A 26,984-nucleotide genomic window follows, 5' to 3' on the forward strand; every position below is an offset into this window, starting at 1 on the left:
CAAATTCACACGACGGCTGACTGTACTCAGACGAATTCGCGTGATTACTCTGAGCGAGTATTTTTTTCCGCCGCTTTTACTTCATCCCACAGAGCATCAAGCGCCTCTAAGGGTAACTGTTCTAGCGTCTTATTCTGCGCCGCAACGCGTGATTCTACGCCTTTAAAGCGACGCACAAACTTAAGATTCGCCTTACTCAATGCCGATTCTGGGTCATAACCGAGGTGACGAGCAAGATTCACCACCGCAAACAGCAAATCACCGAGCTCCATCTCGACCTTGTCATCTTGCACCGAGACTTGGACCGCTTCCGCGACGACTTCATCGACCTCCTCGCGTACTTTATCCACCACTGGTCCTAAAGTGTCCCAATCAAAACCCACTTTGGCGCACTTTTTCTGAATTTTTGTAGCACGAGAAAGCGCCGGTAGAGAAGCTGGTATTGAGTCTAGGATACTTTGTTCATTTTTGCCTAGTTGCGCTTTCTCTTTGGCTTTTTCCGCCTCCCAATTGGCGTTAATTTCCTCGTCGCTGGCAAACTCCGCTTGACCAAAGACATGCGGGTGACGGCGCGTGAGTTTTTCATTCACTGTGTCGACCACCTCAGAAAAATCAAACAATTGCTGCTCTTTAGCCAGTTGACTGTAGAAAATCACCTGGAACAACAGATCGCCAAGCTCTTCTTTTAGATTGGTCCAATCGCGGTTGTGAATCGCATCCACCACTTCATAGGTTTCTTCAATGGTGTGCGGCACTATGGTGTCGAAAGACTGCTTTAAATCCCATGGGCAGCCGTGTTCTGGATCACGCAGCTTGGCCATGATTTGCTCTAATTGTTCAATTGGATGACTCATGCCTCTCCCTCACAAAATGAAAAGGTGAGCAGCATAACCACTCACCTTCGAACTGTTGGTCGCGCTTAACGCGCATTGTCAATAATTGCTACGGATTCCGGTTAGCCCAAACGTTTAACGCTCATCACGTCTCGGATCTGTTCCACACGTTTGATCACCCGTGATAACACCTCGATGTTGTTCACTTCAAGATCAAAATCCATGATCGATAACTGTTTACGGTAGTCGACGCGATTCTTCATGCTGGTCACTTTGATTTTCTCATTAGCAAACAGCGTAGTGATGTCTTTTAACAGCCCACCGCGCTCCATCGCCTCAACACGGACGGTGAGAATGTAGGAGCCCACAAAACCGCTGCCCCAAACGGTATCAATAATACGTTCTGGTGCATGGTGCCTTAACTCATCAAGCTGCTCACAATCGGCGCGATGTACTGAAATGCCACGGCCCTGGGTTATATAACCGCAGATTTCATCGCCCGGGATTGGCTGACAGCATCGAGCGAGGTGAGTCATCAAGTTGTCGACCCCTTCGACCACAACCGCATCCTTCTTAGGGCGGCTCTGAGCCGGCGCTTTGTGCTCTGCTTCTTGGAGCTTTTCTAGTGCTTGCTTGTCTTCTTCTTCAGCGGTGGGCTTGTTCACCAACGCATTGATATGATTAATGATCTGGTTAATCCGCAAATCACCACTGCCCACCCCAACAAACAGTTCATCGGTCGAGTTAACGTTGAAGCGCTTCAGCGAGTAACGCTCGGCGTCTTTTAACGTCGCACCAATTTTCGCCAGTTCCACCTCGAGAATCTCGCGCCCCGCCTCGAGGTTTTTCTCACGAGACTGCTTGCGGAACCAAGCATTGATCTTCGCGCGTGCTCGCCCTGAGGTCACAAACCCCATCGACGGGTTTAACCAGTCGCGCGATGGGTTGGGCTCTTTAGCGGTAATGATCTCCACTTGATCGCCCATCGACAATTTATGGGTAAAAGGTACGATACGGCCCGCTACTTTGGCACCAATACAGCGATGCCCCACTTCTGAGTGAATGTGGTAAGCAAAATCGAGCGGAGTCGCGCCCATCGGTAAGTCGACGACATCGCCACGCGGAGTAAAGGCATAGACGCGGTCATCAAACACTTGGCTGCGCACTTCATCCAACATCTCACCCGAGTCGGACATCTCCTCTTGCCAATCAAGCAGTTTGCGTAGCCAGGTAATTTTCTCATCGTACCCACTGCGACCAGCGCCGCCCTCTTTGTATTTCCAGTGCGCGGCCACGCCAAGTTCAGAATCTTCGTGCATCTGCTTGGTGCGGATCTGAATCTCGATGGTCTTGCCTTCTGGGCCGAGAATTACGGTGTGAATGGATTGGTAGCCATTCGGTTTTGGGTTTGCGACATAGTCATCAAACTCACTGGGCAGGTGTTTGTATTTGGTGTGCACCATCCCCAGTGCGGCGTAACAGTCTTGCAGTTTATCGGCGATGATGCGCACTGCGCGCACGTCAAACAGCTCATCGAACGCCAAATTTTTCTTCTGCATTTTGCGCCAGATGCTATAGATGTGCTTGGGACGCCCGCTCACTTCCGCGTTGATGCCCGCCTCTTTCATTTCATCGGAGAGATCATCGACAAAATCTTTGATGTACTGCTCACGGACAATGCGTCGCTCAGAGAGCTGTTTAGCAATCTGTTTGTAGGTTTCCGGTTGCTGGTAACGAAAGGCGTAGTCTTCAATTTCCCACTTCAACTGACCGATACCCAAACGGTTGGCCAGTGGTGCGTAGATATTCGCACACTCTTTCGCTGCAGCGCGGCGCACTTCATCGGGCGCTTTCTTTACTTCAATGAGGTTGCAGATTCGCTCAGCTAACTTAATGATTACGCAGCGAAAGTCATCAACCATCGCCAGTAGCATTCGGCGGACATTGTCCACCTGCGCCGATGCAGCGCTGCCTTCCATGGTGATGTTGAGCTGGCCAAGTGCCGCCATCTCTTCTACGCCATCAATCAGTTTGATGGTTTCTTTGCCAAAGTCTTCTTCAAAGGCATCACGCGCGTAGGCACCAGCCGAGACGAGCGGAAACAGCAGCGCCGCCACTAAGGTGGCTTTGTCCATCGACAGCGTGATTAAAATTTCGATCATTTCACGGCCACGCCATAACAGCAGTGGGCCTTGTTCATTACCCTCAAGTACCTTTTCACACTGGCGGTACACTTCTTTTAAGCGCTGGGCAATTTTTGCGTCCTGATTCAGGCTCGCAATCCATTTTTCTAGCTCAAACTGTTCGTCTTGATTTAAGTGTGCGCTTCTTACCGCAACCATCTCTATCGTCCTAGTTTTTTTATTTTTTTAACCTCGCCCAACGGGCGGGTCTAATCCTTAACAAATAACGCCATTGATTCTAAATGGCTGGTATGGGGGAACATATCCAACATCGCGAGTTTTTCTAATTGGTAGCCCTGCTCGAGAAGGCTTTGCGAATCCCTTGCTAGGGTAGCAGGATTGCAAGAAACATAAACGACACGAGTCGCACCCAAAGCAGAAAGTTGTTCTACGATGCCGCTCGCGCCCGCTCGTGCTGGGTCGAGCAACACTTTATCGAACTTTTCGCCCGCCCAGGCGTTATTTGCGATGGGTAGCTCCAAATTCGCTTGGAAAAACTCGACATTGGAGAGTTGATTGAGCGCCGCATTGTTCGCCGCTTTCTCAACCATCGCCTCCACACCTTCAACACCAACCACATGCGCTACATGCTTAGCGATTGGCAAGCTAAAGTTGCCTAGACCGCAAAACAGATCCAACACACGATCGCTGTCGCACAACGTTAGCCACGCCATCGCCTGTTGGACCATTTGCGCGTTGACCTTCTGATTGACCTGAATAAAGTTATTTGGTTCAAACGCAATAGTCACGCCTGCTTCTTGGTAGACCCCAGCCTCGCCCTTCACCAACTTCAACTGATGACTTTCCGGCATCAGGTAAAGCGTGATGTGGTGAGTGGTCGCAAAGGCGATCAACGCCGCCTCTTCACTCTCGGCCAGCGGCTTGAGATGTCTTACAACCAGAATATTGACGTTGTCTCCCTTCACCAACTCTACATGGCCAAGGTGCTCTGGCTGACTGAACTCCGACAACAAGGCATACAGCGGCGCCATTAACGCGCTCAGCTCTGGCGCCAATACTGGGCAATCGGTCAGTGTGATGATCTCTTGGCTCTGTTTTTTACGAAAACCGAACTGTAACTGACGCTGCTTTTTATCCCACTTGATACTGATGCGCGCGCGGCGGCGATAGCCTTGCTCATCGCCAGAAATCAGGGCTGAGAGCGCTGCATCCTGTCCGCTGAATTTGCGCATCAACTGCGCCAAGGTGCGCGATTTATGCGCTTGTTGATCGGCGCTAGAGACGTGCTGCATGTTACAACCGCCACACATGTCGTAATGCGGGCAAAATGGCGCAATACGCTCTGAACTAGGCGTGAGAACTTTGATCAATTTGGCACGCGCGTACTTGGCTTTACTTTCCGTCAGTTGAATCAATACCTCTTCTTTAGGCAAAGCGCCTTCAATAAAAATCGGCTTTTTATTTTGGTATGCCATGCCCGCACCGTGGTGATCGAGTTTCTCGACCAGAACAGATTGATGCTTAGTATTGAGTTGAGTTTTCTTTTTAGGTTGGAAGAAACGCGCCATGTGCCGTGCCTATTTCGCAGTCAACAGACTGTATTTGCTCTAATTACAGTGTCGATTCCCGCTTTTACAGCAGAATCATTGTGTGAGCCGACCGAGTTGATTATGCTTAAACCTTCGGCGGCTTCTATTTATGGAAGTTATTTTCCCATATCCACACCACGATGTTTAGACAATAATGACCAGATATGGCTTACGCGCCCGCGTTATTTCTCTTACTCTCGCCCCCACATTGATCATCGGTCTTCTACTGACCGCCTTCTTTTCCTTTAATCGCTATCACGATTTGGAAACTCAGGTCATCAATTCAGGTTTAAATATCGTTGAGCCTTTGGCGATTGCCAGTGAAGATGGGCTCCGCAACAACAGCCGCGAAGCCGTCAGGCGTATCATCAGCTTTGCGCATCGTAAGAACTCGAAATTTGTCCGCAGTATTGCCGTGTTTGATTACAAGCACGATCTGTTCGTGACCTCGAACTTTCACCCTAACTTCGAGTCGCTGACCTTTCCAAAACAAGAGCCCATCCCGCTGCTACTCACCTCTGATTTGCGCGACAACACCTTAATTCTTCGCGCGCCCGTTATCTCTGAGGCGGGCTTAACCGCGACACTCGAAGGGCAAAGCACCACACCAGCACTCGGCTATGTATCGATTGAGCTCGATCTCTCGTCGCTGCGCTTGCAGCAGTATCAAGAAATTTTTGCCGCTGCGTTAGTGTTGCTCGTCGGACTCGGCCTATCCGCCGTCTTCGCCTACCGCTTGATGTACGACGTGACCCGTCCGATCTCTCACATGAAAAACATGGTGGATCGCATTCGTCGCGGGCATTTGGATGTACGTATCGAAGGCAAAATGCACGGCGAGCTCGACTCGTTGAAAAACGGCATCAACGCAATGGCGGTCTCGCTGTCGGAATACCACGTGGAAATGCAGCACAGCATCGACCAAGCCACTTCCGATCTACGCGAAACCCTTGAACAACTTGAGATCCAAAACGTCGAGCTCGATATTGCGAAAAAACGCGCGCAAGAAGCGGCGCGAGTGAAATCCGAGTTTCTGGCAAACATGTCACACGAGCTAAGAACGCCGCTAAATGGTGTGATCGGTTTTACTCGCCAGATGTTGAAAACCAAACTCACCAACAGCCAAACCGATTACTTGCAGACCATCGAGCGTTCCGCCAACAACTTGCTCAACATCATCAATGACATCCTTGATTTCTCGAAACTTGAAGCGGGTAAGCTGGCGCTGGAGAATATTCCTTTTGAGTTCCAAGAGTCACTCGAAGAGGTGGTCAGCCTGCAAGCCACCAGCGCCCATGAGAAAGGGCTAGAGTTGACGCTCAAAGTGGATCCGAAAATTCCGGCGGGTCTCGCTGGCGATCCGCTGCGCATCCAACAAGTGTTGACCAACCTGGTGGGCAACTCCATCAAGTTTACTGAGCGTGGCAACATCGATATCAGCGTCGAACTTCGCTCACAGCGCGATGACGTGGTTGAGTTACAATTTATGGTGCGCGACACGGGTATCGGTATCTCAGAGCGTCAACAAGCGCAGCTTTTCCAAGCCTTTAGTCAAGCAGACGCTAGCATCTCGCGCCGCTATGGTGGCACCGGGCTTGGGCTGGTCATAACGCAGAAACTCGTCAGTCAAATGGGCGGTGAAATCAGCCTAACCAGTCGCTTGCACCAAGGCTCTACCTTCTGGTTTACCCTGAGATTGCATGTCACCGATATGCCGGTGAGCGATCTCATCGAAGCGCAAACCCTAGCGCAGCGCCAGTTGCTGCTAATCGAACCTAATATGCAAGCGGCCTCGATCGTACAAAACATGTTGACTCGCGAAGGGTTGTCAGTCACTTACCGCTCGTCGATGCCTGAAGAAGCCGCCAGCTATGATTACGTACTGCTCAATCTGGCTCCGAGCCAAGATAACACCGTTAGCGAAGTGGAAAGCTTGGTGGAACGCGCCATGGCCTACGCGCCGCACGTTGTCCTCGGCATGCCAAGTACCGCCCTTGCTTTGTCTGATCACTTGATTCAAAAGTATCAAGTTCACTGCATCACCAAACCATTGTCACGCCGTAAGCTTCTACAGACGTTAGCCGCGAACCAAGAGGCGCTGCCTATACTGGAGCCCAATACGCCTGTCAGCACCGATAAATTGCCACTGACGGTGATGGCGGTGGATGATAATCCCGCGAACTTGAAACTCATCACCGCCCTACTCAAAGAGCGCGTTGAGCGAGTGATCACCTGTAGCAATGGCGAAGACGCCGTCGCGCAGGCGGAACATCAGCATTTTGATATGATCCTTATGGACATTCAAATGCCGAAAATGGATGGGGTTACCGCCTCCAAAGCGATTAAAAAACTGCCGCTCAATGAGCAGACTCCGGTGATCGCTGTCACCGCTCATGCCATGCTAGGCGAGCGCGACCGCCTACTCAAAGCCGGCATGGATGACTACCTCACCAAACCAATAGAAGAGCATGTATTGCAGCAGGTGTTGATGCACTGGAACCCCAATGCCACTGTGCAAGAGTTGGAAAAGCTCGATCTTTCAGTCCACACAACACCGGATGTGCAGAGCACACCGTCCACGAGTGATAGCCAAATCGTCATTGACTGGCCCGCCGCGCTGAAGCAATCCGCCAACAAAGCCTCGCTTGCCAAAGAGATGTTGCAAATGCTGGTCGACTACATTCCCGAGGTCAATTCGGTTGTCGAACAGGCGCTCACGGGGGATGGGGATGAAGAAGGTCGAGAGAATCTGATTCATCATGTCCACAAACTGCATGGCAGCAGTTCATATTGCGGTGTACCACGTCTTAAGTCGATTTGCGCGACACTAGAGAAAGCGCTGCGCTCAGACGCGAGTATTGAAGAGGTGGAGCCGGAGCTGTTTGAGTTGCAAGATGAGATGGAAAAAGTGACCGAGGCGTCGGCCCACTACCTAGCACTTAATTAGGTCTCGGCCTGACATCAGGCCGATTCGTAAATCACCGTCGCCATCGCATAGTGGCGCTCATCAGAGATCGACAGGTGGACATGCGCCACCTGCTTTTGATTCGCCAATGCTAAAGCTTTATTGGCCAGCGTTAGGACAGGCGCACCGAGTTCGTCATTGCTGATGGTAAAGTCTTGAAAGGTCACGCCGAGCGCGATTCCCGTTCCCAATGCTTTTGACGCGGCTTCTTTCGCAGCGAAGCGTTTGGCGAGAAAACGCGCCTTCTGTTTAATGGCATGAAACGTATCGAGCTCAGGCGGCGTTAAGATTCGCTGGGCAAACGCATCACCACTGCGAGCGAGGGCTTTTTCCACTCGCTCGATTTCCGCAATGTCTGTGCCTAATCCTACGATCGCCATAGTGACTACTTTCTAGCTTCGACCATAATGGCCTTCATGTCAGCCACGGCTTTTGCCAAACCGTCAAAGGCCGCGCGGCCGATAATAGAGTGACCGATGTTCAACTCGTACATTTCTCGAATGGCCGCAATCGGAGCCACGTTGTGATAGGTGAGACCATGCCCGGCATTCACGGTAATGCCGAGATCGGCGGCGTAGCTGGCGCCTGCGGCGATCTTTTTCAGTTCGTCTTGTTGGTCTGCATCATTGGTTGCATCTGCATAGTGGCCGGTGTGCAGTTCAATGTAGGGTGCACCACACGCTTTTGCGGCGTCGATTTGCTGGCGATCGGCATCAATGAACAGAGAGACTTTAATGCCGGCATCGGTGAGTTTTTGGGTCGCCGCTTTGATTTTCTCAAGTTGCCCCACCACATCCAGACCACCTTCTGTGGTCAGCTCTTCGCGTTTCTCTGGCACCAAGCAGACATACTCTGGCTGGGTTTGCAGCGCAATCTCGACCATTTCATCGGTAACGGCCATTTCCAGATTCATTCGCGTTTGAATCGTTTCACGTAAGATACGAACATCACGATCGTTGATGTGACGGCGATCTTCGCGTAGGTGGATGGTGATCCCATCTGCACCGGCGCGCTCAGCCACTTCTGCGGCATGGACAGGGTCTGGGTATTTTGTCCCGCGTGCGTTACGTAGAGTTGCGATGTGATCGATGTTCACGCCAAGGTAGATTGAGCTCATTATTCCATACTCCGTGCTCTGGGAACCCTTGCGATGAAAAGTTCCCTGCTTTTTAAAGGTTTGCCGCCAAGATACGGCTTTAAGGCCAGTCGTGTAAAGCGTTTTGCCGCTTTGAGTTGTTCTTTTGTGGTGAAGCGACGCTCGCTGATCGCGATCAGTTCATTGCCTAAAAACGTCAGGTTGTCGTTTCGCACTGAGGCAATGAATCCCTTCTGCTCGCGATAGCGATAGGTCATCTCCGGTGAGACTGGCTCGCCACTGCCCGCACAGTGTAAAAAATCCACGCCATACCCCATCGCCGACAGCAGCGCCAACTCAAAGCGGCGCAAGGCAGGCTCTGGATTCTCGCTTTGCGCCAACTCCGTCAACGCATGCAGGTAGTCATGAAACAGGGCGGGCATCGCCACTTCGGCCATCAACACTCGGCCGATCAACTCATTGACGTACATAGCGGAATAGAGATGAATACCAAAGAGAGGGAGACCTAAACTGATCGGCTCGGCTTGGCGCAGTGTTTTCATTGAACCTTTGCCTGACCATTTCAATAGCAGTGGTGTGAAGGGTTGCAGCGCCCCTTTGAGGTTAGAACGTTTGCTGCGCGCGCCTTTTGCCATCAAGGTGATGCGGCCATACTCTTCACTGAAGACGTCAAGAATCAGGCTCGATTCACTATAGGGTCGGCGATGAAGTACAAAGCAGCGTTGTAAACCTTCTGATGACATAGCCTTTGACCACAACAGACACGAGGTTGCGATCCTTCGTCAACCCAGTGAGGAGAATGCTCTCTTAGCGAGGCGCTAAGAGAGCCAACGATTAAAGATCGTCGATGTAACCGAGAGAGCGTAGTGCACGCTCGTCATCCGCCCAACCCGATTTCACTTTGACCCACGTTTCTAAGTAGACCTTACGGCCAAACAGTTCTTCCATATCAAGGCGCGCTTCGCGACCAATCGTCTTGATTTTCTCGCCGCCTTTGCCGATGACCATTTTTTTCTGGCCACTGCGCTCCACCAAGATCAGTGCGTTGATGTGGAAACCGTCGGTGTCTGGATTGTAATCGAAACGCTCGATTTCCACCGTCACCGAATAAGGCAACTCTTCGCCAGTAAAGCGCATCAACTTTTCACGCACAATTTCAGACGCCATAAAGCGCTGAGAGCGGTCAGTCACATACTCTTCAGGGAAGTGATGGGCCGCTTTAGGTAAGTGTTCACGGACATGCTTGCGCAGCACATCAATGTTTTTACCGTGTTTGGCCGAAATCGGTACCACATCGACGAATTCCATCTTCTTCGACAGATCCATCATGTACAGCATCACTTCGTTGCGATCTTGAACGTTGTCGACTTTGTTGACACAAAGCACAACAGGGAAGTTCGACTTCTGCAACTTGGTGAGCACCATCTCATCGTCTTTGGTCCAGTGGGTACCATCAACGAGGAAAAACACCAGATTGACATCACTCAATGAAGAGTTGGCCGCGCGGTTCATCAAACGGTTGATGGCGCGTTTCTCTTCAATGTGTAGCCCTGGGGTATCGACATAAATCGCTTGGTAATCCCCTTCTGTATCCACACCCATGATACGGTGGCGCGTGGTCTGAGGTTTACGTGAAGTTATCGAAATTTTTTGACCTAGAATGCGATTCAGCAGTGTCGATTTGCCAACATTCGGTCGGCCAACAATGGCAATAAAACCACAGTGTTGGCTCTCTGGCGACGCGGTTTCACCACTTGATGAAAAGAACGCATCGATATCAAATTCGTTGTTGTCGGTTGAGTCAGTCATTGTTAAGTTGCTCTAGCGCTAATTCCGCAGCCGCTTGTTCTGCCTTGCGGCGGCTGGTGCCTTTGCCAATGACAGGATCTCCGATGCCTGCCACTTCACACGAAACCGTAAATTGCTGGTTGTGTGCTTCACCTTTAATAGTAGTCACTGTATAGACAGGAAGCGGTTTTCTTCGCCCTTGCAGAAATTCTTGCAAACGCGTCTTGGGATCTTTTTGCGATACCCCCGGCTTAATGGCATCCAAACGACTCTGGTACCAGCTGAGTATAATCCTACGGACCACTTCAATATCGCTATCCAAGTATATCGCCCCAATGATCGCCTCTACGGCATCGGCAAGAATGGAATCACGACGGAAACCGCCACTTTTTAACTCACCTGGACCTAATTTTAAGTGATCTCCGAGTTCGAATTCTCGACCCAATTCCGCTAGCGTATTGCCACGCACTAAGGTCGCACGCATACGGCTCATGTCCCCTTCGTTCACTTTAGGGAAGCGGTGATAAAGATCGTCAGCAATGACAAAACTTAAAATTGAATCGCCCAGAAACTCAAGACGCTCATTGTGTTTTCCATTTGCGCTGCGGTGTGTCAGCGCAAGTTGGAGTAACTCGGCATCGTTGAACGGATAGCCGAGTCTGTTTTCTAGATTAGTGATTGGAGAATTCATGCTCTCTCGATAGTTTGTGCTTTAAACAAGCTAGTTAATGCCACCAATGCGGTTAAAACGCACACCAGTTGGAATCCAAGTCGGCAAGACACTGTCTGTATCACGATCAAACTCAAAACTGATCCAAATTGCAACGGCCTTGCCAACGAGGTTGGCCTCTGGAACAAAGCCCCAGTAGCGGCTGTCAGCACTGTTGTCACGGTTATCACCCATGACAAAATAGTGCCCTTGCGGTACAACCCACTCGTTCACACCACTGCGTGGCTGATACGCCGACACGCGATCACGGCGAAGTGGGTTAACCAAAATTTGATGCTCCACTTCACCCAACTCTTCATTCAGTTGGATAAGTGGTACGCCGTCTTGAATAAACGGACTCTCTACCACATTCGATAATCCCACTTGGCGGCAAGTGCTCTCACCTTGTGGCTGAATGCAGATCTCTTTTTTGCTGCTGTAACGCACGGTATCACCCGGAAGGCCGACCACGCGTTTGATGTAATCGATGCTCGGTTGTGGTGGATACTTAAAGACGACCGTATCACCGCGCTCCGGTTTGCCTGTTTCCACCAGTTGCGTACGCCAAACGGGATCTTTGAGTCCATAAGCGTATTTCTCAACCAGGATAAAGTCGCCGACTAATAGCGTTGGCATCATGGAGCCTGATGGAATCTGAAACGGCTCATAAATGAACGAGCGCAGCACCAACACAATCGCAATCACGGGGAAGATGGAGACACTGTTCTCGATCCACCAAGGCTGCTTTTTCACTTTGGCTAACGTCGCGTCATCCAAACCTGTGGTTTGTGCTTCGATATCCATCACTTGGCGTTGACGCTGCTTAGCAAAAACCAGCTTCTCCAGTAGCCAAACAATACCAGTCACCAAAGTGACGATGACTAGGATGAGTGAAAATGTGTTCGCCATTGACTTCCCTTATCTCAAAAATACGAAAGTGAAAGGGTAACCCCTTTCACTCAAAACGTTGGCGCTAAAGCCAGTCAACATCGCCGACCCACTATCGCGCTCAATCTTTACCGATGGGCAAACTTAATCTTTGCCTACGTGCAAAATAGCAAGGAACGCTTCTTGTGGCAGCTCGACGTTACCGATCTGCTTCATACGCTTCTTACCCTCTTTTTGCTTCTTCAGTAGTTTCTTCTTACGACTCACGTCACCACCGTAACATTTAGCGATAACGTTTTTACGCAACTGCTTCACCGTAGAACGAGCGATGATGTGGTTACCGATCGCCGCTTGAATCGCAATATCAAACATCTGACGTGGAATGAACTCTTTCATTTTTTCCACCAGCTGACGGCCGCGAGTTTGCGATTGTTCTTTGTGCGTGATTAGCGCCAGCGCGTCGACTTTATCACCGTTGAGCAGTACATCCACGCGTACCATGTTAGACGCTTCAAAGCGTTGGAAGTTGTAATCCAGAGAAGCGTAACCACGTGAGGTAGACTTCAAGCGGTCGAAGAAATCAAGCACCACCTCTGCCATCGGGATATCGTAAGTCACCGCCACTTGGTTGCCGTGGTACACCATATCCACTTGAACGCCGCGCTTTTCAACACACAAGGTAATCACGTTACCTAAGTAATCAGAAGGCACCAAAATATTACAACGTGCAATTGGCTCACGAATCTCTTCGATATCGTTGATCGCCGGCAGTTTTGCTGGGCTATCCACATAGATCAGCGTGTCGTCGGTCTTTTCCACTTCGTACACTACGGTTGGCGCAGTGGTGATAAGATCAAGATCGTATTCACGCTCTAGACGCTCTTGAATGATCTCCATGTGCAGCATGCCAAGGAAACCACAACGGAAGCCAAAGCCCAGTGCCGCCGAGTTTTCTGGCTCGTAGAACAAAGAGGCATCGTTCAAACTCAGTTTACCTAGCGCGTCACGGAAGTTTTCGTAATCGTCTGAGGAGACAGGGAAGAGACCCGCATACACCTGAGGTTTGACTTTCTTAAAGCCCGGTAGTGGTTTTTCACTGCCGTTTTTCGCCAACGTCAGCGTATCACCAACAGGCGCGCCCAAGATGTCTTTGATACCACACACAACCCAACCGACTTCGCCAGTGCGAAGAATGTCGGTATCGATTTGTTTTGGCGTGAAAATACCTAAACGATCCACCCCCCATGTTTGACCTGTGCTCATCACTTTGATCTTGTCGTTCTTTTTCAATTGACCGTTCTTGATGCGCACCAAAGAGACGACACCTAAGTAGTTGTCAAACCAAGAGTCGATGATCAACGCTTGCAGAGGTGCATCGGGATCGCCTTCTGGCGCTGGAATCGCAGCAACGATGTTTTCCAGCACATCTTCGACACCTAGACCCGTCTTCGCTGAGCAGCGAGTAGCCTCCATAGCATCAATCCCGACGATCTCTTCGATCTCTTCGGCAACGCGCTCAGGATCAGCGGCAGGCAAGTCAATCTTGTTCAGAATAGGCACGACTTCCAGATCCATTTCGATCGCGGTGTAGCAGTTCGCTAGGGTTTGTGCTTCAACGCCTTGACCGGCATCCACCACCAACAGCGCACCTTCACAAGCCGCCAAAGAACGCGACACCTCGTAGGCAAAGTCAACGTGCCCTGGAGTGTCGATAAAGTTGAGCTGATAAGTTTCACCGTCTTTAGCGGTGTAGTTCAGTGTCACACTCTGCGATTTGATGGTGATACCACGCTCACGCTCCAGATCCATTGAGTCGAGAACCTGAGCGGCCATTTCACGGTCGCTTAAACCACCACAAACTTGGATTAAACGGTCTGATAGGGTCGACTTACCGTGGTCGATATGGGCAATGATCGAAAAGTTACGAATGTGCTTCATGATTTGGTGTGACTAAACTCTTTCAAATAGGGACGAAATACCAATCGAAATAACCCTCTGCTGAGCAGTTCAGTTCAGAGAGTTATCCAGATTGGTATGAGAAAGCCGTCATATGACGGCATTTCAAACAAGTTGGCAGATTCTACCCAATTTCTAAGCGCTACGCACTAGCTAATTGGCTCACCCAGAATCCGTATCAAAGTGACTTGTTGCGACGACTGTCGCTCAAGATGAGAGGCGAACGTCTTGGCAAAGAGGATACCCGCTGCCGTTGCCAGTGCGGAGCACAAAATGACGACGCCCTCGCCAAGGTCAAACCAAGGCGCGATGAGAGCGGAGCCAAGCCAAGCCCCCAGGATCAAACCAAACAATGGCAACAGATAGACCAGCGCGGCCGACTGCAACACGCGTTTCTCAGGCAGGCCAATTTCCACCACCTGCCCTTCACGTACCGCTTGTTTGGTCTCTAAGTGCCAGTAGAGTGATTTATTGCCAACCGCTTTCGACACAATCCCCGTGCCGCAGTTTTTTTGCGACGAGCAACTGCTGCAACTGGTCTGCTGCTCACAGCTCAGCTCCACGTGAAATCCGCCATGGTGCGCCTTGACCGAGGAGACGGTCGCCAATGCCGTCATCATTGGTTGTGCCTTGAAGCATCAATCGTGACGGACTGAGCGATGCGTTTTGCCGTCGCAGGAGGAATATCGCCAATCACAGAGATTTCCGCTGAACCACTAACAAAGCTGTGCAACGTTCTTCGACCTTGACGAACAAGTTGCCCTTTTAGTGACAAGTTGTCACTGTCGGAGACATAAATCGAGAAACTGAACAGACCGTCGCTGTACATTTGACTCTCCACCATGCGCTCAGTGTTCGCCATACGATAACGGTTGAGCTCTTTGGGCTCAAAGCCGTTTGGAATCCAGTCTGCATGCCAATTAGGATTGTCTAAACTGCCTTTGGGCAGTGAGAGGACCTCTGGCAATTTCACCTCATTCAAACCACTTAAAATCGTGCCGATATGGTCGTTGACGCTATAGGAAATGGTGCGATATTGCTCTAACACTTCGCCATCACGATCCACCAGATCCGCTCTTAGAGGCAAATGCGTTTTCTCATCGACCCACAGCACGTAGGAGTAACGCAATCCGTCTTTGGGTACCACACGCAGCACTTGGCACGCCGTACCAGCCTCGCGAGCTCGGCCCACTTGGACGAAGTCGTAGTACTGGCTTAATTCGTCAACGTCGGCATTAAGCAAAGGGATGGTGGGGGCGACAATTTCACCCGACTCAATCGTAAACGGTTCGACACCAGGCTCAATGTAGCTGACTTCATTGCCACGGCGAATCACTTCACGGATAGGCCCACTGAGATAGACAAGGTGGGCAAGTTGTTGGTCGTCCGCTCGCGCGTGACGGTACAGCAAAGGCTCAATACTGTTTTTCTTGATCAGGATGTAAGAAAGCTCGTAATTGAGGTGCTGGCTGGCATCGTTCATTTGATCCAACAACGCCTTCGCAGCGTCATCGGCTGCAAAGGCGATTGGTGTATTCAAACTGAACAGTGCCAGCGCACTGATCAGGATTTTTCTCATTCAACTACCATTTCTGGGTGGTCATTCATCTGCTCTGTTTTACTGTTCAGACGCAACTGAAGTTCATAATCTTGCAACATAGCGTTTATGCGACGGCGTTGCTCTTGCACATCGACTTGACTCGCCGTACTGGATTGCGGCTCAACCGACGAACGCGTCAAGCTGACCGGCTCTGCACTGCCCGCAAACGGAATGGTTTGCAAAACAGGTAACTGGTCTGATTCTGGCGCAGCGGCGTCAGACCCACCGTATTGCTGAACGCCTAAAATAACGGCCAGCGATACGCAAGCCGCGACCGCGACTTGGCCAAACTGATTGAGCCATGCAGGCAACTGACGACGGGCTTGAGCAGGCGTCGGCTGCGACTCTACCGCAGTCTCGTTGATCTCTCGCACTGACGTATCTTGCAGAGTCGAATGCGCAGGCTCAGACTCCAAAGCCAAAGCGACGCTGTCTGCGATATTCCATTCAGGCTTTTGCGGCGCATCGCCACGCATGACATCACCAATGAGATGGTAATGCTTCCAAGCTTGTTGGCTGGACGCATCTTGCTCGAGCTCTGCAATCAGACCTTTGTCCACCAACTCTCCATCCATGAGCGCTGAAAGTTTCTCTTTGTCAGCCATTATCATTCACCATTAATCCTATCTATCAGGCATTAGGGTTGTCATTTACCTATCATTGACGTTGCATTAGCGGTTGGATTTTCTTCTCCACCGCCTCTCGAGCACGGAATATTCTCGAACGTACGGTTCCTACTGGGCAATCCATAACCGCAGCAATCTCTTCATAGCTCAAGCCATCGAGCTCACGCAACGTCATCGCGGTTTTTAAATCATCAGGCAGTGCTTCAATCGCACTGAAAACAACGTGTTTCAATTCATTGGACAACGTTAAATTCTCAGGGTTCGATATTTCTTTCAGCGCACTACCGTTTTCGTAATATTCAGCTTCTTCAGTATCCACATCTTGCGCGGGTGGTCTGCGACCTTGGGCAACAATATGGTTTTTCGCAGTATTAACGGCTATTCGATACAACCAAGTGTAAAACGCGCTCTCGCCTCGAAAACTTGGGATGGCTCGATACGCCTTAATAAATGCTTCTTGTGCTACATCCGGGACATCCCCTGGGTTATTGATGTAGCGGGAGATAAGGTTACAGACTTTGTTTTGATAGCGAATCACCAACAGGTTGAACGCTTGCTTATCTCCATTCTGAACTCGCTCAATTAATACTTGATCGGTCAGCTGCTCGTTCATTCGAGCGGGTACTCCTATTGTTATCGACTCTTATCCTCTCAGATATGAGCATTAATTATGCAAAATGTAGTATTGACACCACTGCTTACTTGAGCACTATTGTGACCTAGTAATAAAAATAAAGTTCAAAACAAATTTCACTATTTTTTGAGAAGTGATGCCCTTGCCACGAAGACGATTTGATTGTGCGCAGTGCCAAGGGGAAAAGCAATGTAATTTACGAAGAATTGCACCACTGGCGGTGCTATGATAGCAAGCCAGAGCAAGCTTTTATTGCAATTCATGGCTACCCGTACGCGACAGCTGACCGTGGCGGATGGATTTTGTCGGGTACAAATTAACTCGGGAACGTAACAGTTTTATGAACACAAACCGTGAACATCAATGTGATGTGTTAGTGGTGGGCAGCGGCGCTGCGGGTCTTTCATTGGCGCTTAGAGTGGCGGAGCATGGCAAGGTCATTGTATTGAGCAAAGGGCCGCGTAGCGAAGGCGCGACTTACTATGCACAAGGAGGCATTGCCGCCGTTTTCGACGAATCAGACAGTATTGAATCCCATGTCCAAGACACCCTCATTGCTGGTGCGGGATTGTGCGAAGAGGAAAGCGTCAAATTTATCGCCGAAAATGCAAAAAAATGCGTGCAGTGGTTGATTGATGGTGGTGTACCCTTCGACAAAGAAGATGATGACGGCAATGGCGAATCGCCTCGCTACCATCTCACGCGTGAAGGCGGCCACAGCCACCGACGTATTTTGCACGCGGCCGATGCAACGGGCATGGCGATGCAAACGTCGCTGCAAGACAACGCTCACAACCACCCAAACATCACGGTGCTCGAACGCCATAACGCGCTCGACCTCATCACAGAAGATAAAATAGGCGGTGATAAGGACAAAGTCATCGGCGCCTATATTTGGAACCGTAACCAAGAACACGTCGAAACCGTGCGTGCAAAGTTTGTGGTATTAGCCACCGGCGGCGCCTCCAAAGTCTACCAATACACCTCAAACCCTGACGTCTCATCCGGTGACGGTATCGCGATGGCGTGGCGTGCAGGCTGCCGAGTGGCGAACTTAGAGTTCAACCAATTCCACCCAACCTGTCTCTATCATCCAGAGGCGCGAAACTTCTTGCTCACTGAAGCACTGCGTGGTGAAGGTGCGTACTTACGCCGCCCCGATGGTTCTCGCTTTATGCCCGATTTCGATGAGAGAGAAGAGCTGGCCCCTCGAGATGTGGTGGCTCGCGCTATCGACTTCGAGATGAAACGCCTAGGTGCCGATTGCATGTATCTCGACATTAGCCACAAACCGGCAGACTTTATCGAGAAGCATTTCCCAACCATCAACATGCGTTTGCTCGATCTTGGTATTGATATGACCAAAGAGCCGATTCCTGTCGTTCCGGCTGCTCACTACACTTGTGGTGGCGTGATGGTCGACTTCAATGGTCAAACCGATTTGGCGCAGCTTTATGCGATCGGTGAAGTGAGTTACACCGGCTTGCATGGTGCCAACCGCATGGCCTCGAACTCTCTGCTCGAGTGTGTGGTGTATGCATGGTCTGCCTCACAAGACATCATTGAGAAACTGCCATCGGCGACACTGGCCTCGAACTTACCGGCTTGGGATGAAAGCCAAGTCAGCTGCTCAGACGAAGAGGTGGTGATCCAACATAACTGGCATGAACTGCGCCTGTTCATGTGGGATTACATGGGCATTGTCCGTACCGACAAACGCTTAGAGCGCGCCATGCGCCGTATCCAACTGCTTCAGCAAGAGACACATGAGTACTACAGCAACTTTAAAGTCTCGAATAACCTGTTGGAATTGCGAAATCTACTCCAAGTGGCTGAGTTAATGGTGCGCTGTGCCATGCAACGTAAAGAGAGTCGCGGCTTGCATTACACCCTCGACTACCCTGAACTGGCCAAAGACAGCGGCCCGACCATTCTCGTGCCAGATAGACGTCAGTCGATCAAAAATTAACACTAGGGAGCGCGCTGCTCCCTTTTTGTTTGTTGCAACTTGGTTTGACGCAACGCCACCAGCAAATGTCGATAGTGCTCATCGGGCAGACTGTCTCGCCACAACAACACACGCTTACCGTCACTACGCGTCAAACACAGCGCCCACGCAGACAAAGCGGTGGAGACCGCTTTGATCCCAAACTGTCGACCTTGGTAGTGATAGCAAAAATCAGCATCAAATGTGATAGCCCCCTTTAGAGACTCCTGGAGCATCCCGTCTGAGTTAGCCCATCGAAACAGAGGCAACAACACAATAGGCGTCACAACTAAAGGTAAGGCGCTTGTGATGAGCAGGCTGCAAGTCAACATCGATACAATGACATTGACTTGAGCGGCCATAAAAGAAGGATGAGCGTAAACGCTCATGGATGAAGGGGAGTTAACGTACCTTACTGAGGTTGTGGGCGACAATTTTGTCCACCATTGCTGCATGACCTAGGTTTTCACTGCGACCGTGCCCCATTATCCAGGTGAACAAGTCTGGATCATCACACTCCAGCAGTGACACAAAATCGCGCTGTTCGTTTTCTTGCAGGCTATCAAAGCACTCTTCGAAAAACGGCATGATGACCACATCCAGCTCCAACATTCCTCGGCGACATCCCCATTTGATACGCGCTTTCTCTTCCGCGGTGTACATTCTATTTATTCCTCACCTTGTCGGTTGTTTTCGCCGAGTGTAACAAGCAAAGCTCTTTGCAACTACTAACTCAGTCACAGTCCGAACGCTTGCTGTTGAAGACAAAGGTTGTTTCAGGGCGCAGAGGGGCATTATGATAGCCCAATTAAGTCACCTTCATTACTTATTAGGTAGTCAACTATGGACTGGAACACGACATTTTCGCCACTCCCACTCTCTTCGCAAGACGCTCTTCCTTCGCTTGCCATAGCCCCACTGGAGTCTTGGGCGCTGATTCAGGCAACCGGCCAAGACAGTAAGTCTTACCTGCAAGGGCAGTTGACCTGTGACGTCGTGACTCTGGCGCAAGATGAAGTTCGCCTCGGCGCCCATTGCGATGCGAAAGGTAAGGTATGGAGTGCGTTTCATCTCTTTCATCACCAACAAGGTTATGGGATGTTTCAGCCTAAGGCTTTAGTTGAGAAAGAGATCGCCGAGCTAAAAAAATACGCCATTTTTTCCAAAGTGGAATTCAGTGAAAGTCCGCTAACACTCCTCGGCGTGATGGGCAGTGCAGCCGATGCATTTATTGATACTTTGACTCAAGAGCGCGGTGATGTGCGTTCGCTACGCGAAGGCAGCGCGGTACGTATCGGTCAGCAGCGCTGGGTTGTGATCACCAATGAAGAGACGGTATTTCAAATCGTCGATGCCTTTGAAGGGCAAAAGAGCGATGAGTCACTGTGGCGCCTGTACGACATTCAGTCAGCCAGCCCTAGCCTTACTCAAACACAGCAAAATGAGCACATTCCTCAAGCGCTGAACCTTCAAGCGCTCGGCGGGATTAGTTTCACAAAAGGCTGCTACACCGGACAAGAAACCGTAGCACGAGCGAAATACCGTGGCATCAACAAGCGAGCCCTGTTTATTTTAAAAGGCCAGTGCGATGCAGTGCTGGAAGAAAACGCGGAACTTGAGCGTGCGGTCGGTGACAACTGGCGCAGTGCGGGCCATGTATTGGCGAGCTACCAATACACCGATGGCGTGTGCCTCGCGTTAGCGGTGCTGCCAAATAATCTAGATGCAGATACGCCCTTTCGTTTCAAGCACCTTGAGCACTCTCGTCTGACGTTTGCACCGTTGCCATACTCACTTGACGAGGCGTAAGCGTATCCGTACTCAAGTCACGCAATTTCTAGAGCAGCAGCAGGTGCCCTATCGCTTGCTGCCTCACGAGAGCGAAGCGATCACAATTGAAGAGGCAGCACGGCAACGTGGCGTGCGCCCAGCCCAAATGGTTAAGTCTATTTTGCTGCGTGATATGAGCGATCGCTACGCCTTGGCGTGTGCCCCTGGGCACTGCCGCGTTGACCCGAAAAAAGTGAGAGCGCAGCTCAATTGGCGCCGCATGACTTGCGTTCCGATAGACGAAGTCCCCACTATCACCGGCTACCCTATCGGAGCTGTTGTGCCTTTACTACTCGCTCAAGAAATGCCGATCCTGTTCGATGCTCACATTCTTAATGAACCCATTGTCACCATTAGTAGTGGTTCTCCCTTTGCGGGTATCGCTCTTCAGTGCGACGACCTGCTTAAGCTTTGCCAACCCTTGGTATCAGCTATCATTCATACATGATACACAGCTCTCACTTTCAGAAATTGTGTGATAAAGATCGCAATTAGCAATCACTAATTAAAAATTTTTATTCATTTTTAAAGCATATATAGTCACCAGAAATAAAATACAGTATCCTGCTCGCGTTGGTTTAAGAATCGAGCGAATTAAGATGTATTGCTTGGCACTGCGATTTTATTCACCTAGTGTAAAGCGCGTAGTGTAATCCTTCTCCAACAAAAAAGTGAATCCACTGATTGTTTCAGGACATCCACTTTTTGTGTAATGCATCTGTGACTATTCGCCCGCCTTGTGCGGGCATTTTTTCTGGCAATTAACAATTTTCTAACACCTTCCTATTAGTTTGGGCTATTCTTATTTCTGTCATATTGCTCTGGCTTAATTGCCGGCGTTGAGAAACCCCAAACCGAACAGAATCGACAGAACATAAATGAGGTAACAATCACACCAATTTGGATATTTATCCGTAAATTTGCCTACAGCAACACAAATATCCAAATAGAAAGACTTTAACTGCATATTCCCCCATAACAATCACACATTCTAATTGGGGAATTTAGTATGATTCGCAGTGCTTGCTAAAGAAAAGGAACAACGTATGAGACTGTTTAAGCGCTATACACCAAGTATGATTGCTAAACACGTGAGTCGGCTATTTAAGGGAAGAATCTACATCTACGGAGTCGGAGGTTTTGAGTTTGATAATGGCAAGCTCATCCTACCCGCAAAAGCAGAAAGCAAACACTTCAAAGCGGTGAAGGAAGTGAATCAAGAAATTATGAAGCTCCGTTGCGCGTACGCTTGAGCGTTACCATACCGCCAATGAGCGCGGGTGGAACACTCAAAGAGGTAAAGTAAAAGGGTTGGCTAGTGGCCAACCCTTTATTCTTTTCGCGGCTATGGTTTACGACTAAGGTTTTTGTGGATAAGAGTATCCCGCCTATAGGCGCTTGATAAACGCGCGGAGTGAGCTTAATCGGGTTGGAGTGTTCGAGCCCGTTTGGCCAACTCAGGGAGATTGCCTTTAAGCCCAAGGGCGCGCTTCATCACTTCATCTTTTGCGCCCGGTAGTTGCCCCAACAAAGACATACCAATCCCTCGCACCAGTTTCTTCGCAGGGTTATCGCCGGCAAACAGATCTTTAAATCCTTGCATGGCGGCAATCATTTTCGCCGCTTCCGCTTTACGCCAGCGTTCATAAGCACGCAAATTGCGCTTGCGGCCAATATCTTCACCGCATTGCCAAATCTCGACGATCTCTTGCGCTAGGCTAGCCGCATCCAGCAAGCCCAAGTTCACGCCTTGACCGGCTAATGGGTGAATGGTGTGCGCGGCATCGCCCACTAAGGCGATACGCTCAGCAACAAAGTCTCGTGCGTAACGCATTTTAAGAGGAAAGGCGAAGCGTTCACCTTGCACTTCACATAGCCCTAGCCGCCCGTCAAACTCAACCATCAACTGCTTGTTGAACTCGGTGTCACTCATCTCGACTAAGCGCTGAGCTCGGTTCGGATCGGTGGACCAGACAATCGAGCTCATCTTACTATCATTAAGCGGAAGAAACGCAAGCGGCCCTTGCGCAGTAAAAATCTGCCGAGCGACTCTTTGATGCTCATCTTCTGTGACGACACTCGCCACCACCGCACTATGGCCATAATCCCAATGGGTCAATGGAATATCTTGCTGCTGTCGAACCCAAGAGTTCGCGCCATCTGCGCCAACCACCAGCTTGGCCGTCAATGCTTGACCATCATCCAACGTCAACCACGCTTCGCTTTCACCGACCGCAAGGGTTTGACACTTGGCCGGCATAAACATTGATACATTGGCTTGCTGCCTCACTTTCTCAAGCAACGCGAGCTGTATGACTCGGTTTTCAACAATATGGCCGAGATCGGGCTGGGCGAGCTGCGTGGCATCAAACTCGATACGTGCAAAGCTGTCTTGCTCCCACACTTCCATCGCTTGATAAGGCGCTGCACGTCTTGAAATAATGCCATCCCAAGCGCCAATATTGCGCAATAGAAGTTCACTGGAACGACTGAGCGCAGAGACGCGCACGTCCGGCAATGCTCCTAGCTCAGGCTCGGGTTGCTGACTTTCAATCACGGCAATCCGCAAATCGGTCTCTTTGAGCGCTGCGGCCAACGCTAGACCAACCATTCCGCCACCAACGATAGCAATATCAACACTTTGCATGAACTGTCCTTTCTTTTCTACGATGTGATGGCCGGTTAACGTGCCACCAAACCCAATGTGCGTTGTAAAAGTGGCTTTTTCACTGGCGGCGCCCACTCCATTGCCGCCAGTCCGACGTTTCGACCAATTCGCATGGCTAAGTAATCGTTCGAGAAGGTATGAACCAGACCGGCGGTCAACGCAATGGTCTGCTCACGATCCGTTTCTCGACGCTGGCGATATTTGGACAAAAGATCATAGTGCCCAGGATCGTTGGGTGCGCCCGCAATCAGCTCAGCCAGCGTCGCCACATCTCGGATACCTAGGTTAAACCCTTGCCCTGCGATAGGGTGCAAGGTTTGCGCTGCGTTGCCCACCACCGCGATACGATGGGCGATCGTTTGTCGACGAGTACGCAAAATCAGTGGATAGCTGGCGCGTTGGCCAGCCTGTTGCAACTGGCCAAGTCGCCAACCAAACGCCGTTTGTAGCTGAGCTAAAAACACGCTGTCAGAGAGGGAAAGCAACTCGCTAGCGCGATCAGGTTTGACGCACCACACCAAAGACAACCGCTCTTGAGACATAGGTAACAGCGCCAAAGGGCCGCTTTCAGTAAAGCGCTCAAATGCCTGTCCATGATGAGGCTGCTGAGCACGAATATTGGCAATGATCGCCACTTGCTCAAAGTCATGCTCATCGAGGGTCAGCCCCACTTGATCGCAGCTCGGTGATAACGCACCGTCTGCCGCAACCAGCAATCGACTTCGAATATGCTCGCCACTAGAGAGGGCGATCTCAACGTGCTGAGCACTTCTCTCAAGTTGTAGCACGGAGTCTGGGCAGTAGAGCGTAATCGCGGGGCGCTCACTGACCAGTTGGTGATAAATACGCCCAACATCGGCCAATTCGACAACGTAGCCCAACGCTTGATCACCGATCTCTTCTCTTCTGATCGACGTCATGCCTGCATGGCCGCGATCAGAGACATGGATATGATTGATGCTCGTTGCCACTGGCGCGATGGCTGCCCACAGCCCCCACTGCTTCAACTGCTTCGCACTGCCATAAGAGAGCGCGATCGAACGCGAATCAAAGCCAGGGTGTCGACTGTGATCGGACTCGAAAGACTCCACAACCGCAATCGACAACTCACCATGACACAGAGTATCCAGCGCGAGAGCCAGCGTCATTCCCGCCATGGCTCCCCCTGATATCACCACATCATACTGCTTCATCCTGATTCCTTACTGACGAATTAATGGATCGTAGGTGCGCGCTCGGGCGTACTCGGTTTTTGACCGAACTCGGCATGAATCGTCAGTACGCACGCTTTGATGTGCTCGATCACTTGCAGAAGTAGATCGGCCTGCTCTTGCAGATCATCATCTTCGTCGATACCCAATTTCGAGATCTCCTCAAGATCCGCTAGGGCTTCTTTGCACTCTTGAGACGCTTTTTTCAAATTGGTGCCGACCAAGCCAAGCCCAGAAATAAAATGGTTTACCCAATCGGCCACACCATCAGCCACATCAAACAACGAAGCACTGGCCTCCTCATCGGGCAATAGCAAGGCCATCTCTAAGCTGGCGCTGGTCATATCTGCAACCGTCACATCCAACGTCTTTTGCGCGTGTGCTAACGCACTGGTTGGCCATCCCATGCCTTCGTTGGTGTAGTCAAACAGCATCGGCTGCCAGCTTTTATCAGTCAGACTCAAGCCACCGCTGAGCATGCCCGTCAATAAGCCGTGTAGCTCAGAAGGGTTTACAGCTAATCCGGCACTTTGCAGTTCGCTAGCGAGAGAGAGGTAATCTGGTAGGGATTTATTGCTCATAGAAATGACCCAAATTTTACAGGAATGGGGCTAATCCTAACACTTACCACACCTGGCGAAAACGCGCGAATCGACAATAGTGAATAGCTTTTACGCAAATTGTCCATTTCGTGTCTTTTTACACCCGAGTCGGTCGTGAAAAGCTTGAATCTTATCTAGGCTTTTCCTATAGTTTCCTCCTCGGTGACATTGCGTAGGGCGCTGGATTGTCATCTTAATCGGAATATTTGAATTGATATGAGTAATCAAGCGGTAGATGTCGAAATTTTAGGAAAGCTGACGAGAGTGAATTGCCCTGCGGGACAAGAAGACTCACTACGTCGAGCTGCAAAGCGCCTTGATGAAAGCCTAAAAGAGATGACCGCAAAAACTAAAATGACCAATGAAGTGCAATTGCTGACCTTCGTCGCGCTGAACTTCTGTCATGAACTCGAAACCCGTGATACTGTGGAAGAGCAACAGAATCACATGTGTGAGCGCATGGAATTGCTCACCGCATCGATTGACGATGCATTGAATAAAGTAAAGCCAGGACAGCAATAATCAAGAATTTACCCTGGAGTGTGCGTGAGGGGATTAGTCCCTGAGCCGATAAGCAATACCCAAGGGTCGGTACTTGATAGCTATTGAGCAAGCTCGGCATGCACCGAGAAGCCTACGGTTATCATTGCTGATCCGCCTTGAACCAGCTGGTTCAAGGGTCAACATCTCCAACGGCACTCTGGGGTATCCTCCTTGCGCAACATGCGTTGGATTTACCCTTTGATAGGGGTAACGCAGCATGTCTGAGTCTCGACAACAATTTCGTCAAACCATCCGCCAAAAACGACAGCAACTTGCCAGTGATGTGCAGCACCTCGCCGCGCTTGATCTCGTGCATCAGTTTTCATCACTTCCAGAGCTCACCTCTGCCGAGCACATCGCACTTTATCTCTCAACGGACGGCGAAATTGACACCATGCCGTTAATCGAATGGCTATGGCAACAAGGTAAAAAAACCTATCTCCCTGTGCTGCATCCTTTTTCCAAAGGCCACCTGCTGTTTTTGCACTATCACGCCAACACGCCGTTAGTGGAAAACCGCTTCTACATTCCAGAGCCCAAGCTTGACCAAACTCAAGTCATCCCGGTAGAAAAACTGGATTTAATCTGCACACCTTTGGTCGGGTTTGACTCCAGTGGCCAACGCCTTGGCATGGGCGGCGGCTACTACGATCGTACCTTAGCCAAATGGTTTGCCTGCTCGCAAGGCGCAAAGCCAATTGGCTTAGCCCATGATTGCCAACACGTTGATGTCCTACCTGCTGAGCAATGGGACGTGCCACTTCCAAAAATAGTGACCCCAAGCCGGATATGGGATTGGGAATAGACGCCATTTGCGGCTATAATCGCGCGCAATTCACCGATATTTACACCGCATTTAGGAGATGGGCATGACTCAAGATGAAATGAAAAAAGAAGCCGGCTGGGCTGCACTACAATATGTCGAAAAAGGCAGCATTGTCGGTGTGGGTACAGGCTCCACTGTGAATCACTTCATCGATGCATTGGGCACAATGAAAGACGACATCAAAGGTGCCGTATCCAGCTCTGAAGCTTCCACCGAGAAACTCAAAGGACTCGGTATCGAAGTGTTTGATTGCAATGACGTGACCAAACTGGATGTTTACGTCGATGGCGCGGATGAGATCAACCCAGCACGTGAAATGATCAAAGGTGGCGGCGCGGCACTGACTCGTGAAAAGATCGTCGCGGCGATTTCCGACAAGTTCATCTGTATTGTCGACAACACCAAAGCCGTTGACGTTCTTGGTCAATTCCCATTGCCTGTTGAAGTCATCCCTATGGCTCGCGCTTACGTTGCACGTGAGCTGGTTAA

At 50.4% G+C, this 26,984-nt stretch carries 27 protein-coding genes and 1 other RNA gene; 9 read left to right on the plus strand and 19 right to left on the minus strand.

Translation table 11 applies throughout. The features are described 5' to 3' along the window. Positions 1 to 44: 44 nt before the first annotated feature. The 3 genes from mazG to rlmD form a co-directional block, all read right to left on the minus strand. A complete protein-coding gene (mazG, locus tag AC6R1O_RS03915) occupies positions 45 to 854 on the minus strand; it encodes a nucleoside triphosphate pyrophosphohydrolase (RefSeq protein WP_500656508.1) in 810 nt (269 codons plus the stop codon). A 101-nt stretch (positions 855 to 955) separates the two neighbouring features. After that, a complete protein-coding gene (relA, locus tag AC6R1O_RS03920; RefSeq protein WP_500628645.1) occupies positions 956 to 3,175 on the minus strand; it encodes a GTP diphosphokinase in 2,220 nt (739 codons plus the stop codon). A gap of 50 nt (positions 3,176 to 3,225) precedes the next feature. Further along, the gene (gene rlmD / locus AC6R1O_RS03925; protein WP_500656509.1) at positions 3,226 to 4,545 is read right to left on the minus strand and encodes a 23S rRNA (uracil(1939)-C(5))-methyltransferase RlmD; all 1,320 of its coding nucleotides are present in this window, start codon (positions 4,543 to 4,545) and stop codon (positions 3,226 to 3,228) included. Between the two features lie 175 nt (positions 4,546 to 4,720). Between rlmD and barA the strand changes: the two genes are divergently transcribed. Next, entirely contained in the window at positions 4,721 to 7,513 is a 2,793-nt protein-coding gene (gene barA / locus AC6R1O_RS03930) for a two-component sensor histidine kinase BarA (RefSeq protein ID WP_500656510.1), read from the plus strand. 14 nt (positions 7,514 to 7,527) lie between these two features. On the opposite strand, the gene acpS is transcribed toward barA, so the two are convergent. From acpS to rpoE, 11 genes are all read right to left on the minus strand, one after another. After that, positions 7,528 to 7,911, minus strand: coding sequence for a holo-ACP synthase (acpS, locus tag AC6R1O_RS03935; protein WP_500626462.1), 384 nt, complete (start codon positions 7,909 to 7,911; stop codon positions 7,528 to 7,530). 5 nt (positions 7,912 to 7,916) lie between these two features. Further along, positions 7,917 to 8,648, minus strand: a complete 732-nt coding sequence (pdxJ, locus tag AC6R1O_RS03940) for a pyridoxine 5'-phosphate synthase (RefSeq protein WP_500656511.1) — start codon at positions 8,646 to 8,648, stop codon at positions 7,917 to 7,919. Beyond that, positions 8,648 to 9,370, minus strand: coding sequence for a DNA repair protein RecO (recO, locus tag AC6R1O_RS03945; RefSeq protein WP_487901376.1), 723 nt, complete (start codon positions 9,368 to 9,370; stop codon positions 8,648 to 8,650). The genes pdxJ and recO overlap by 1 nt, the downstream gene beginning before the upstream one ends. 91 nt (positions 9,371 to 9,461) lie before the next feature. Beyond that, the gene (gene era / locus AC6R1O_RS03950) at positions 9,462 to 10,436 is read right to left on the minus strand and encodes a GTPase Era (protein WP_500656512.1); all 975 of its coding nucleotides are present in this window, start codon (positions 10,434 to 10,436) and stop codon (positions 9,462 to 9,464) included. Further along, complete coding sequence (gene rnc, locus AC6R1O_RS03955) at positions 10,429 to 11,106, minus strand: ribonuclease III (protein ID WP_334554189.1); 678 nt, start codon at positions 11,104 to 11,106, stop codon at positions 10,429 to 10,431. Before rnc ends, era begins: the two co-directional genes overlap by 8 nt. Positions 11,107 to 11,136: 30 nt before the next feature. Next, positions 11,137 to 12,033, minus strand: coding sequence for a signal peptidase I (gene lepB / locus AC6R1O_RS03960; RefSeq protein ID WP_500656513.1), 897 nt, complete (start codon positions 12,031 to 12,033; stop codon positions 11,137 to 11,139). 123 nt (positions 12,034 to 12,156) lie between these two features. Next, complete coding sequence (gene lepA, locus AC6R1O_RS03965; protein WP_500656514.1) at positions 12,157 to 13,950, minus strand: translation elongation factor 4; 1,794 nt, start codon at positions 13,948 to 13,950, stop codon at positions 12,157 to 12,159. Positions 13,951 to 14,117: 167 nt separating this feature from the next. Then, the gene (locus AC6R1O_RS03970) at positions 14,118 to 14,588 is read right to left on the minus strand and encodes a SoxR reducing system RseC family protein (RefSeq protein ID WP_500656515.1); all 471 of its coding nucleotides are present in this window, start codon (positions 14,586 to 14,588) and stop codon (positions 14,118 to 14,120) included. After that, complete coding sequence (gene rseB, locus AC6R1O_RS03975) at positions 14,585 to 15,547, minus strand: sigma-E factor regulatory protein RseB (protein ID WP_487901380.1); 963 nt, start codon at positions 15,545 to 15,547, stop codon at positions 14,585 to 14,587. Before rseB ends, AC6R1O_RS03970 begins: the two co-directional genes overlap by 4 nt. Beyond that, positions 15,544 to 16,173 (minus strand): RseA family anti-sigma factor, encoded by a 630-nt coding sequence (locus AC6R1O_RS03980; RefSeq protein ID WP_487901381.1) that lies wholly within the window; start codon positions 16,171 to 16,173, stop codon positions 15,544 to 15,546. Before AC6R1O_RS03980 ends, rseB begins: the two co-directional genes overlap by 4 nt. Positions 16,174 to 16,225: 52 nt before the next feature. Continuing rightward, entirely contained in the window at positions 16,226 to 16,807 is a 582-nt protein-coding gene (gene rpoE, locus AC6R1O_RS03985) for an RNA polymerase sigma factor RpoE (protein ID WP_334554176.1), read from the minus strand. A 361-nt stretch (positions 16,808 to 17,168) separates the two neighbouring features. Between rpoE and nadB the strand changes: the two genes are divergently transcribed. Then, complete coding sequence (nadB, locus tag AC6R1O_RS03990; protein WP_334554174.1) at positions 17,169 to 18,797, plus strand: L-aspartate oxidase; 1,629 nt, start codon at positions 17,169 to 17,171, stop codon at positions 18,795 to 18,797. A 2-nt stretch (positions 18,798 to 18,799) separates the two neighbouring features. Here the strand turns inward: nadB and AC6R1O_RS03995 are convergent, their stop codons facing one another. Both AC6R1O_RS03995 and AC6R1O_RS04000 read right to left on the minus strand, forming a co-directional pair. Next, positions 18,800 to 19,249, minus strand: coding sequence for a protein YgfX (locus AC6R1O_RS03995; protein ID WP_500656516.1), 450 nt, complete (start codon positions 19,247 to 19,249; stop codon positions 18,800 to 18,802). Then, entirely contained in the window at positions 19,218 to 19,478 is a 261-nt protein-coding gene (locus AC6R1O_RS04000; protein WP_334554172.1) for an FAD assembly factor SdhE, read from the minus strand. The genes AC6R1O_RS03995 and AC6R1O_RS04000 overlap by 32 nt, the downstream gene beginning before the upstream one ends. A 180-nt stretch (positions 19,479 to 19,658) precedes the next feature. On the opposite strand from AC6R1O_RS04000, the gene ygfZ reads away from it, so the two are divergent. The 3 genes from ygfZ to AC6R1O_RS04015 all read left to right on the plus strand — a co-directional run bounded on the left by ygfZ (position 19,659) and on the right by AC6R1O_RS04015 (position 21,898). Next, positions 19,659 to 20,624 carry a tRNA-modifying protein YgfZ gene (gene ygfZ, locus AC6R1O_RS04005; RefSeq protein ID WP_500631816.1) on the plus strand — a complete coding sequence of 322 codons (966 nt, stop codon included), beginning with the start codon at positions 19,659 to 19,661 and terminating at the stop codon, positions 20,622 to 20,624. Then, complete coding sequence (locus tag AC6R1O_RS04010) at positions 20,611 to 21,093, plus strand: aminoacyl-tRNA deacylase (RefSeq protein ID WP_500656517.1); 483 nt, start codon at positions 20,611 to 20,613, stop codon at positions 21,091 to 21,093. Before ygfZ ends, AC6R1O_RS04010 begins: the two co-directional genes overlap by 14 nt. 598 nt (positions 21,094 to 21,691) lie before the next feature. Then, positions 21,692 to 21,898, plus strand: a complete 207-nt coding sequence (locus AC6R1O_RS04015) for a DUF1107 domain-containing protein (RefSeq protein WP_334554167.1) — start codon at positions 21,692 to 21,694, stop codon at positions 21,896 to 21,898. Between the two features lie 167 nt (positions 21,899 to 22,065). On the opposite strand, the gene AC6R1O_RS04020 is transcribed toward AC6R1O_RS04015, so the two are convergent. The 3 genes from AC6R1O_RS04020 to AC6R1O_RS04030 are packed head-to-tail and all read right to left on the minus strand — an operon-like array spanning position 22,066 to position 25,105. Beyond that, a complete protein-coding gene (locus tag AC6R1O_RS04020; protein WP_500656518.1) occupies positions 22,066 to 23,292 on the minus strand; it encodes an FAD-dependent 2-octaprenylphenol hydroxylase in 1,227 nt (408 codons plus the stop codon). Positions 23,293 to 23,327: 35 nt separating this feature from the next. Further along, positions 23,328 to 24,506: a 2-octaprenyl-6-methoxyphenyl hydroxylase gene (ubiH, locus tag AC6R1O_RS04025; protein ID WP_500656519.1), complete on the minus strand. Its 1,179-nt coding sequence runs from the start codon at positions 24,504 to 24,506 to the stop codon at positions 23,328 to 23,330. 20 nt (positions 24,507 to 24,526) lie between these two features. After that, positions 24,527 to 25,105, minus strand: coding sequence for a YecA/YgfB family protein (locus tag AC6R1O_RS04030; RefSeq protein WP_487901387.1), 579 nt, complete (start codon positions 25,103 to 25,105; stop codon positions 24,527 to 24,529). A 237-nt stretch (positions 25,106 to 25,342) separates the two neighbouring features. On the opposite strand from AC6R1O_RS04030, the gene AC6R1O_RS04035 reads away from it, so the two are divergent. The 4 genes from AC6R1O_RS04035 to rpiA all read left to right on the plus strand — a co-directional run. Then, positions 25,343 to 25,648 carry a cell division protein ZapA gene (locus tag AC6R1O_RS04035; RefSeq protein WP_334554159.1) on the plus strand — a complete coding sequence of 102 codons (306 nt, stop codon included), beginning with the start codon at positions 25,343 to 25,345 and terminating at the stop codon, positions 25,646 to 25,648. Between the two features lie 7 nt (positions 25,649 to 25,655). After that, positions 25,656 to 25,837, plus strand: a non-coding RNA gene (gene ssrS / locus AC6R1O_RS04040) — 6S RNA. A 49-nt stretch (positions 25,838 to 25,886) separates the two neighbouring features. Continuing rightward, positions 25,887 to 26,474 carry a 5-formyltetrahydrofolate cyclo-ligase gene (locus AC6R1O_RS04045; protein WP_500633014.1) on the plus strand — a complete coding sequence of 196 codons (588 nt, stop codon included), beginning with the start codon at positions 25,887 to 25,889 and terminating at the stop codon, positions 26,472 to 26,474. A 64-nt stretch (positions 26,475 to 26,538) separates the two neighbouring features. Next, on the plus strand, positions 26,539 to 26,984 hold a 446-nt coding region (gene rpiA, locus AC6R1O_RS04050; RefSeq protein WP_500656520.1), incomplete at its 3' end, for a ribose-5-phosphate isomerase RpiA.

The sequence above is a fragment of the Vibrio sp. R11-SG3-ISO3-SZ genome (assembly GCF_059834345.1).

Coding starts and splice junctions, on each gene's coding strand:
- mazG (WP_500656508.1), bottom strand. CDS start 854: ATGAGTCATCCAATTGAACAATTAGAGCAAATCATGGCCAAGCTGCGT.
- relA (WP_500628645.1), bottom strand. CDS start 3,175: ATGGTTGCGGTAAGAAGCGCACACTTAAATCAAGACGAACAGTTTGAG.
- rlmD (WP_500656509.1), bottom strand. CDS start 4,545: ATGGCGCGTTTCTTCCAACCTAAAAAGAAAACTCAACTCAATACTAAG.
- barA (WP_500656510.1), top strand. CDS start 4,721: ATGACCAGATATGGCTTACGCGCCCGCGTTATTTCTCTTACTCTCGCC.
- acpS (WP_500626462.1), bottom strand. CDS start 7,911: ATGGCGATCGTAGGATTAGGCACAGACATTGCGGAAATCGAGCGAGTG.
- pdxJ (WP_500656511.1), bottom strand. CDS start 8,648: ATGAGCTCAATCTACCTTGGCGTGAACATCGATCACATCGCAACTCTA.
- recO (WP_487901376.1), bottom strand. CDS start 9,370: ATGTCATCAGAAGGTTTACAACGCTGCTTTGTACTTCATCGCCGACCC.
- era (WP_500656512.1), bottom strand. CDS start 10,436: ATGACTGACTCAACCGACAACAACGAATTTGATATCGATGCGTTCTTT.
- rnc (WP_334554189.1), bottom strand. CDS start 11,106: ATGAATTCTCCAATCACTAATCTAGAAAACAGACTCGGCTATCCGTTC.
- lepB (WP_500656513.1), bottom strand. CDS start 12,033: ATGGCGAACACATTTTCACTCATCCTAGTCATCGTCACTTTGGTGACT.
- lepA (WP_500656514.1), bottom strand. CDS start 13,950: ATGAAGCACATTCGTAACTTTTCGATCATTGCCCATATCGACCACGGT.
- AC6R1O_RS03970 (WP_500656515.1), bottom strand. CDS start 14,588: ATGATGACGGCATTGGCGACCGTCTCCTCGGTCAAGGCGCACCATGGC.
- rseB (WP_487901380.1), bottom strand. CDS start 15,547: ATGAGAAAAATCCTGATCAGTGCGCTGGCACTGTTCAGTTTGAATACA.
- AC6R1O_RS03980 (WP_487901381.1), bottom strand. CDS start 16,173: ATGGCTGACAAAGAGAAACTTTCAGCGCTCATGGATGGAGAGTTGGTG.
- rpoE (WP_334554176.1), bottom strand. CDS start 16,807: ATGAACGAGCAGCTGACCGATCAAGTATTAATTGAGCGAGTTCAGAAT.
- nadB (WP_334554174.1), top strand. CDS start 17,169: ATGAACACAAACCGTGAACATCAATGTGATGTGTTAGTGGTGGGCAGC.
- AC6R1O_RS04000 (WP_334554172.1), bottom strand. CDS start 19,478: ATGTACACCGCGGAAGAGAAAGCGCGTATCAAATGGGGATGTCGCCGA.
- ygfZ (WP_500631816.1), top strand. CDS start 19,659: ATGGACTGGAACACGACATTTTCGCCACTCCCACTCTCTTCGCAAGAC.
- AC6R1O_RS04015 (WP_334554167.1), top strand. CDS start 21,692: ATGAGACTGTTTAAGCGCTATACACCAAGTATGATTGCTAAACACGTG.
- AC6R1O_RS04020 (WP_500656518.1), bottom strand. CDS start 23,292: ATGCAAAGTGTTGATATTGCTATCGTTGGTGGCGGAATGGTTGGTCTA.
- ubiH (WP_500656519.1), bottom strand. CDS start 24,506: ATGAAGCAGTATGATGTGGTGATATCAGGGGGAGCCATGGCGGGAATG.
- AC6R1O_RS04030 (WP_487901387.1), bottom strand. CDS start 25,105: ATGAGCAATAAATCCCTACCAGATTACCTCTCTCTCGCTAGCGAACTG.
- AC6R1O_RS04035 (WP_334554159.1), top strand. CDS start 25,343: ATGAGTAATCAAGCGGTAGATGTCGAAATTTTAGGAAAGCTGACGAGA.
- AC6R1O_RS04045 (WP_500633014.1), top strand. CDS start 25,887: ATGTCTGAGTCTCGACAACAATTTCGTCAAACCATCCGCCAAAAACGA.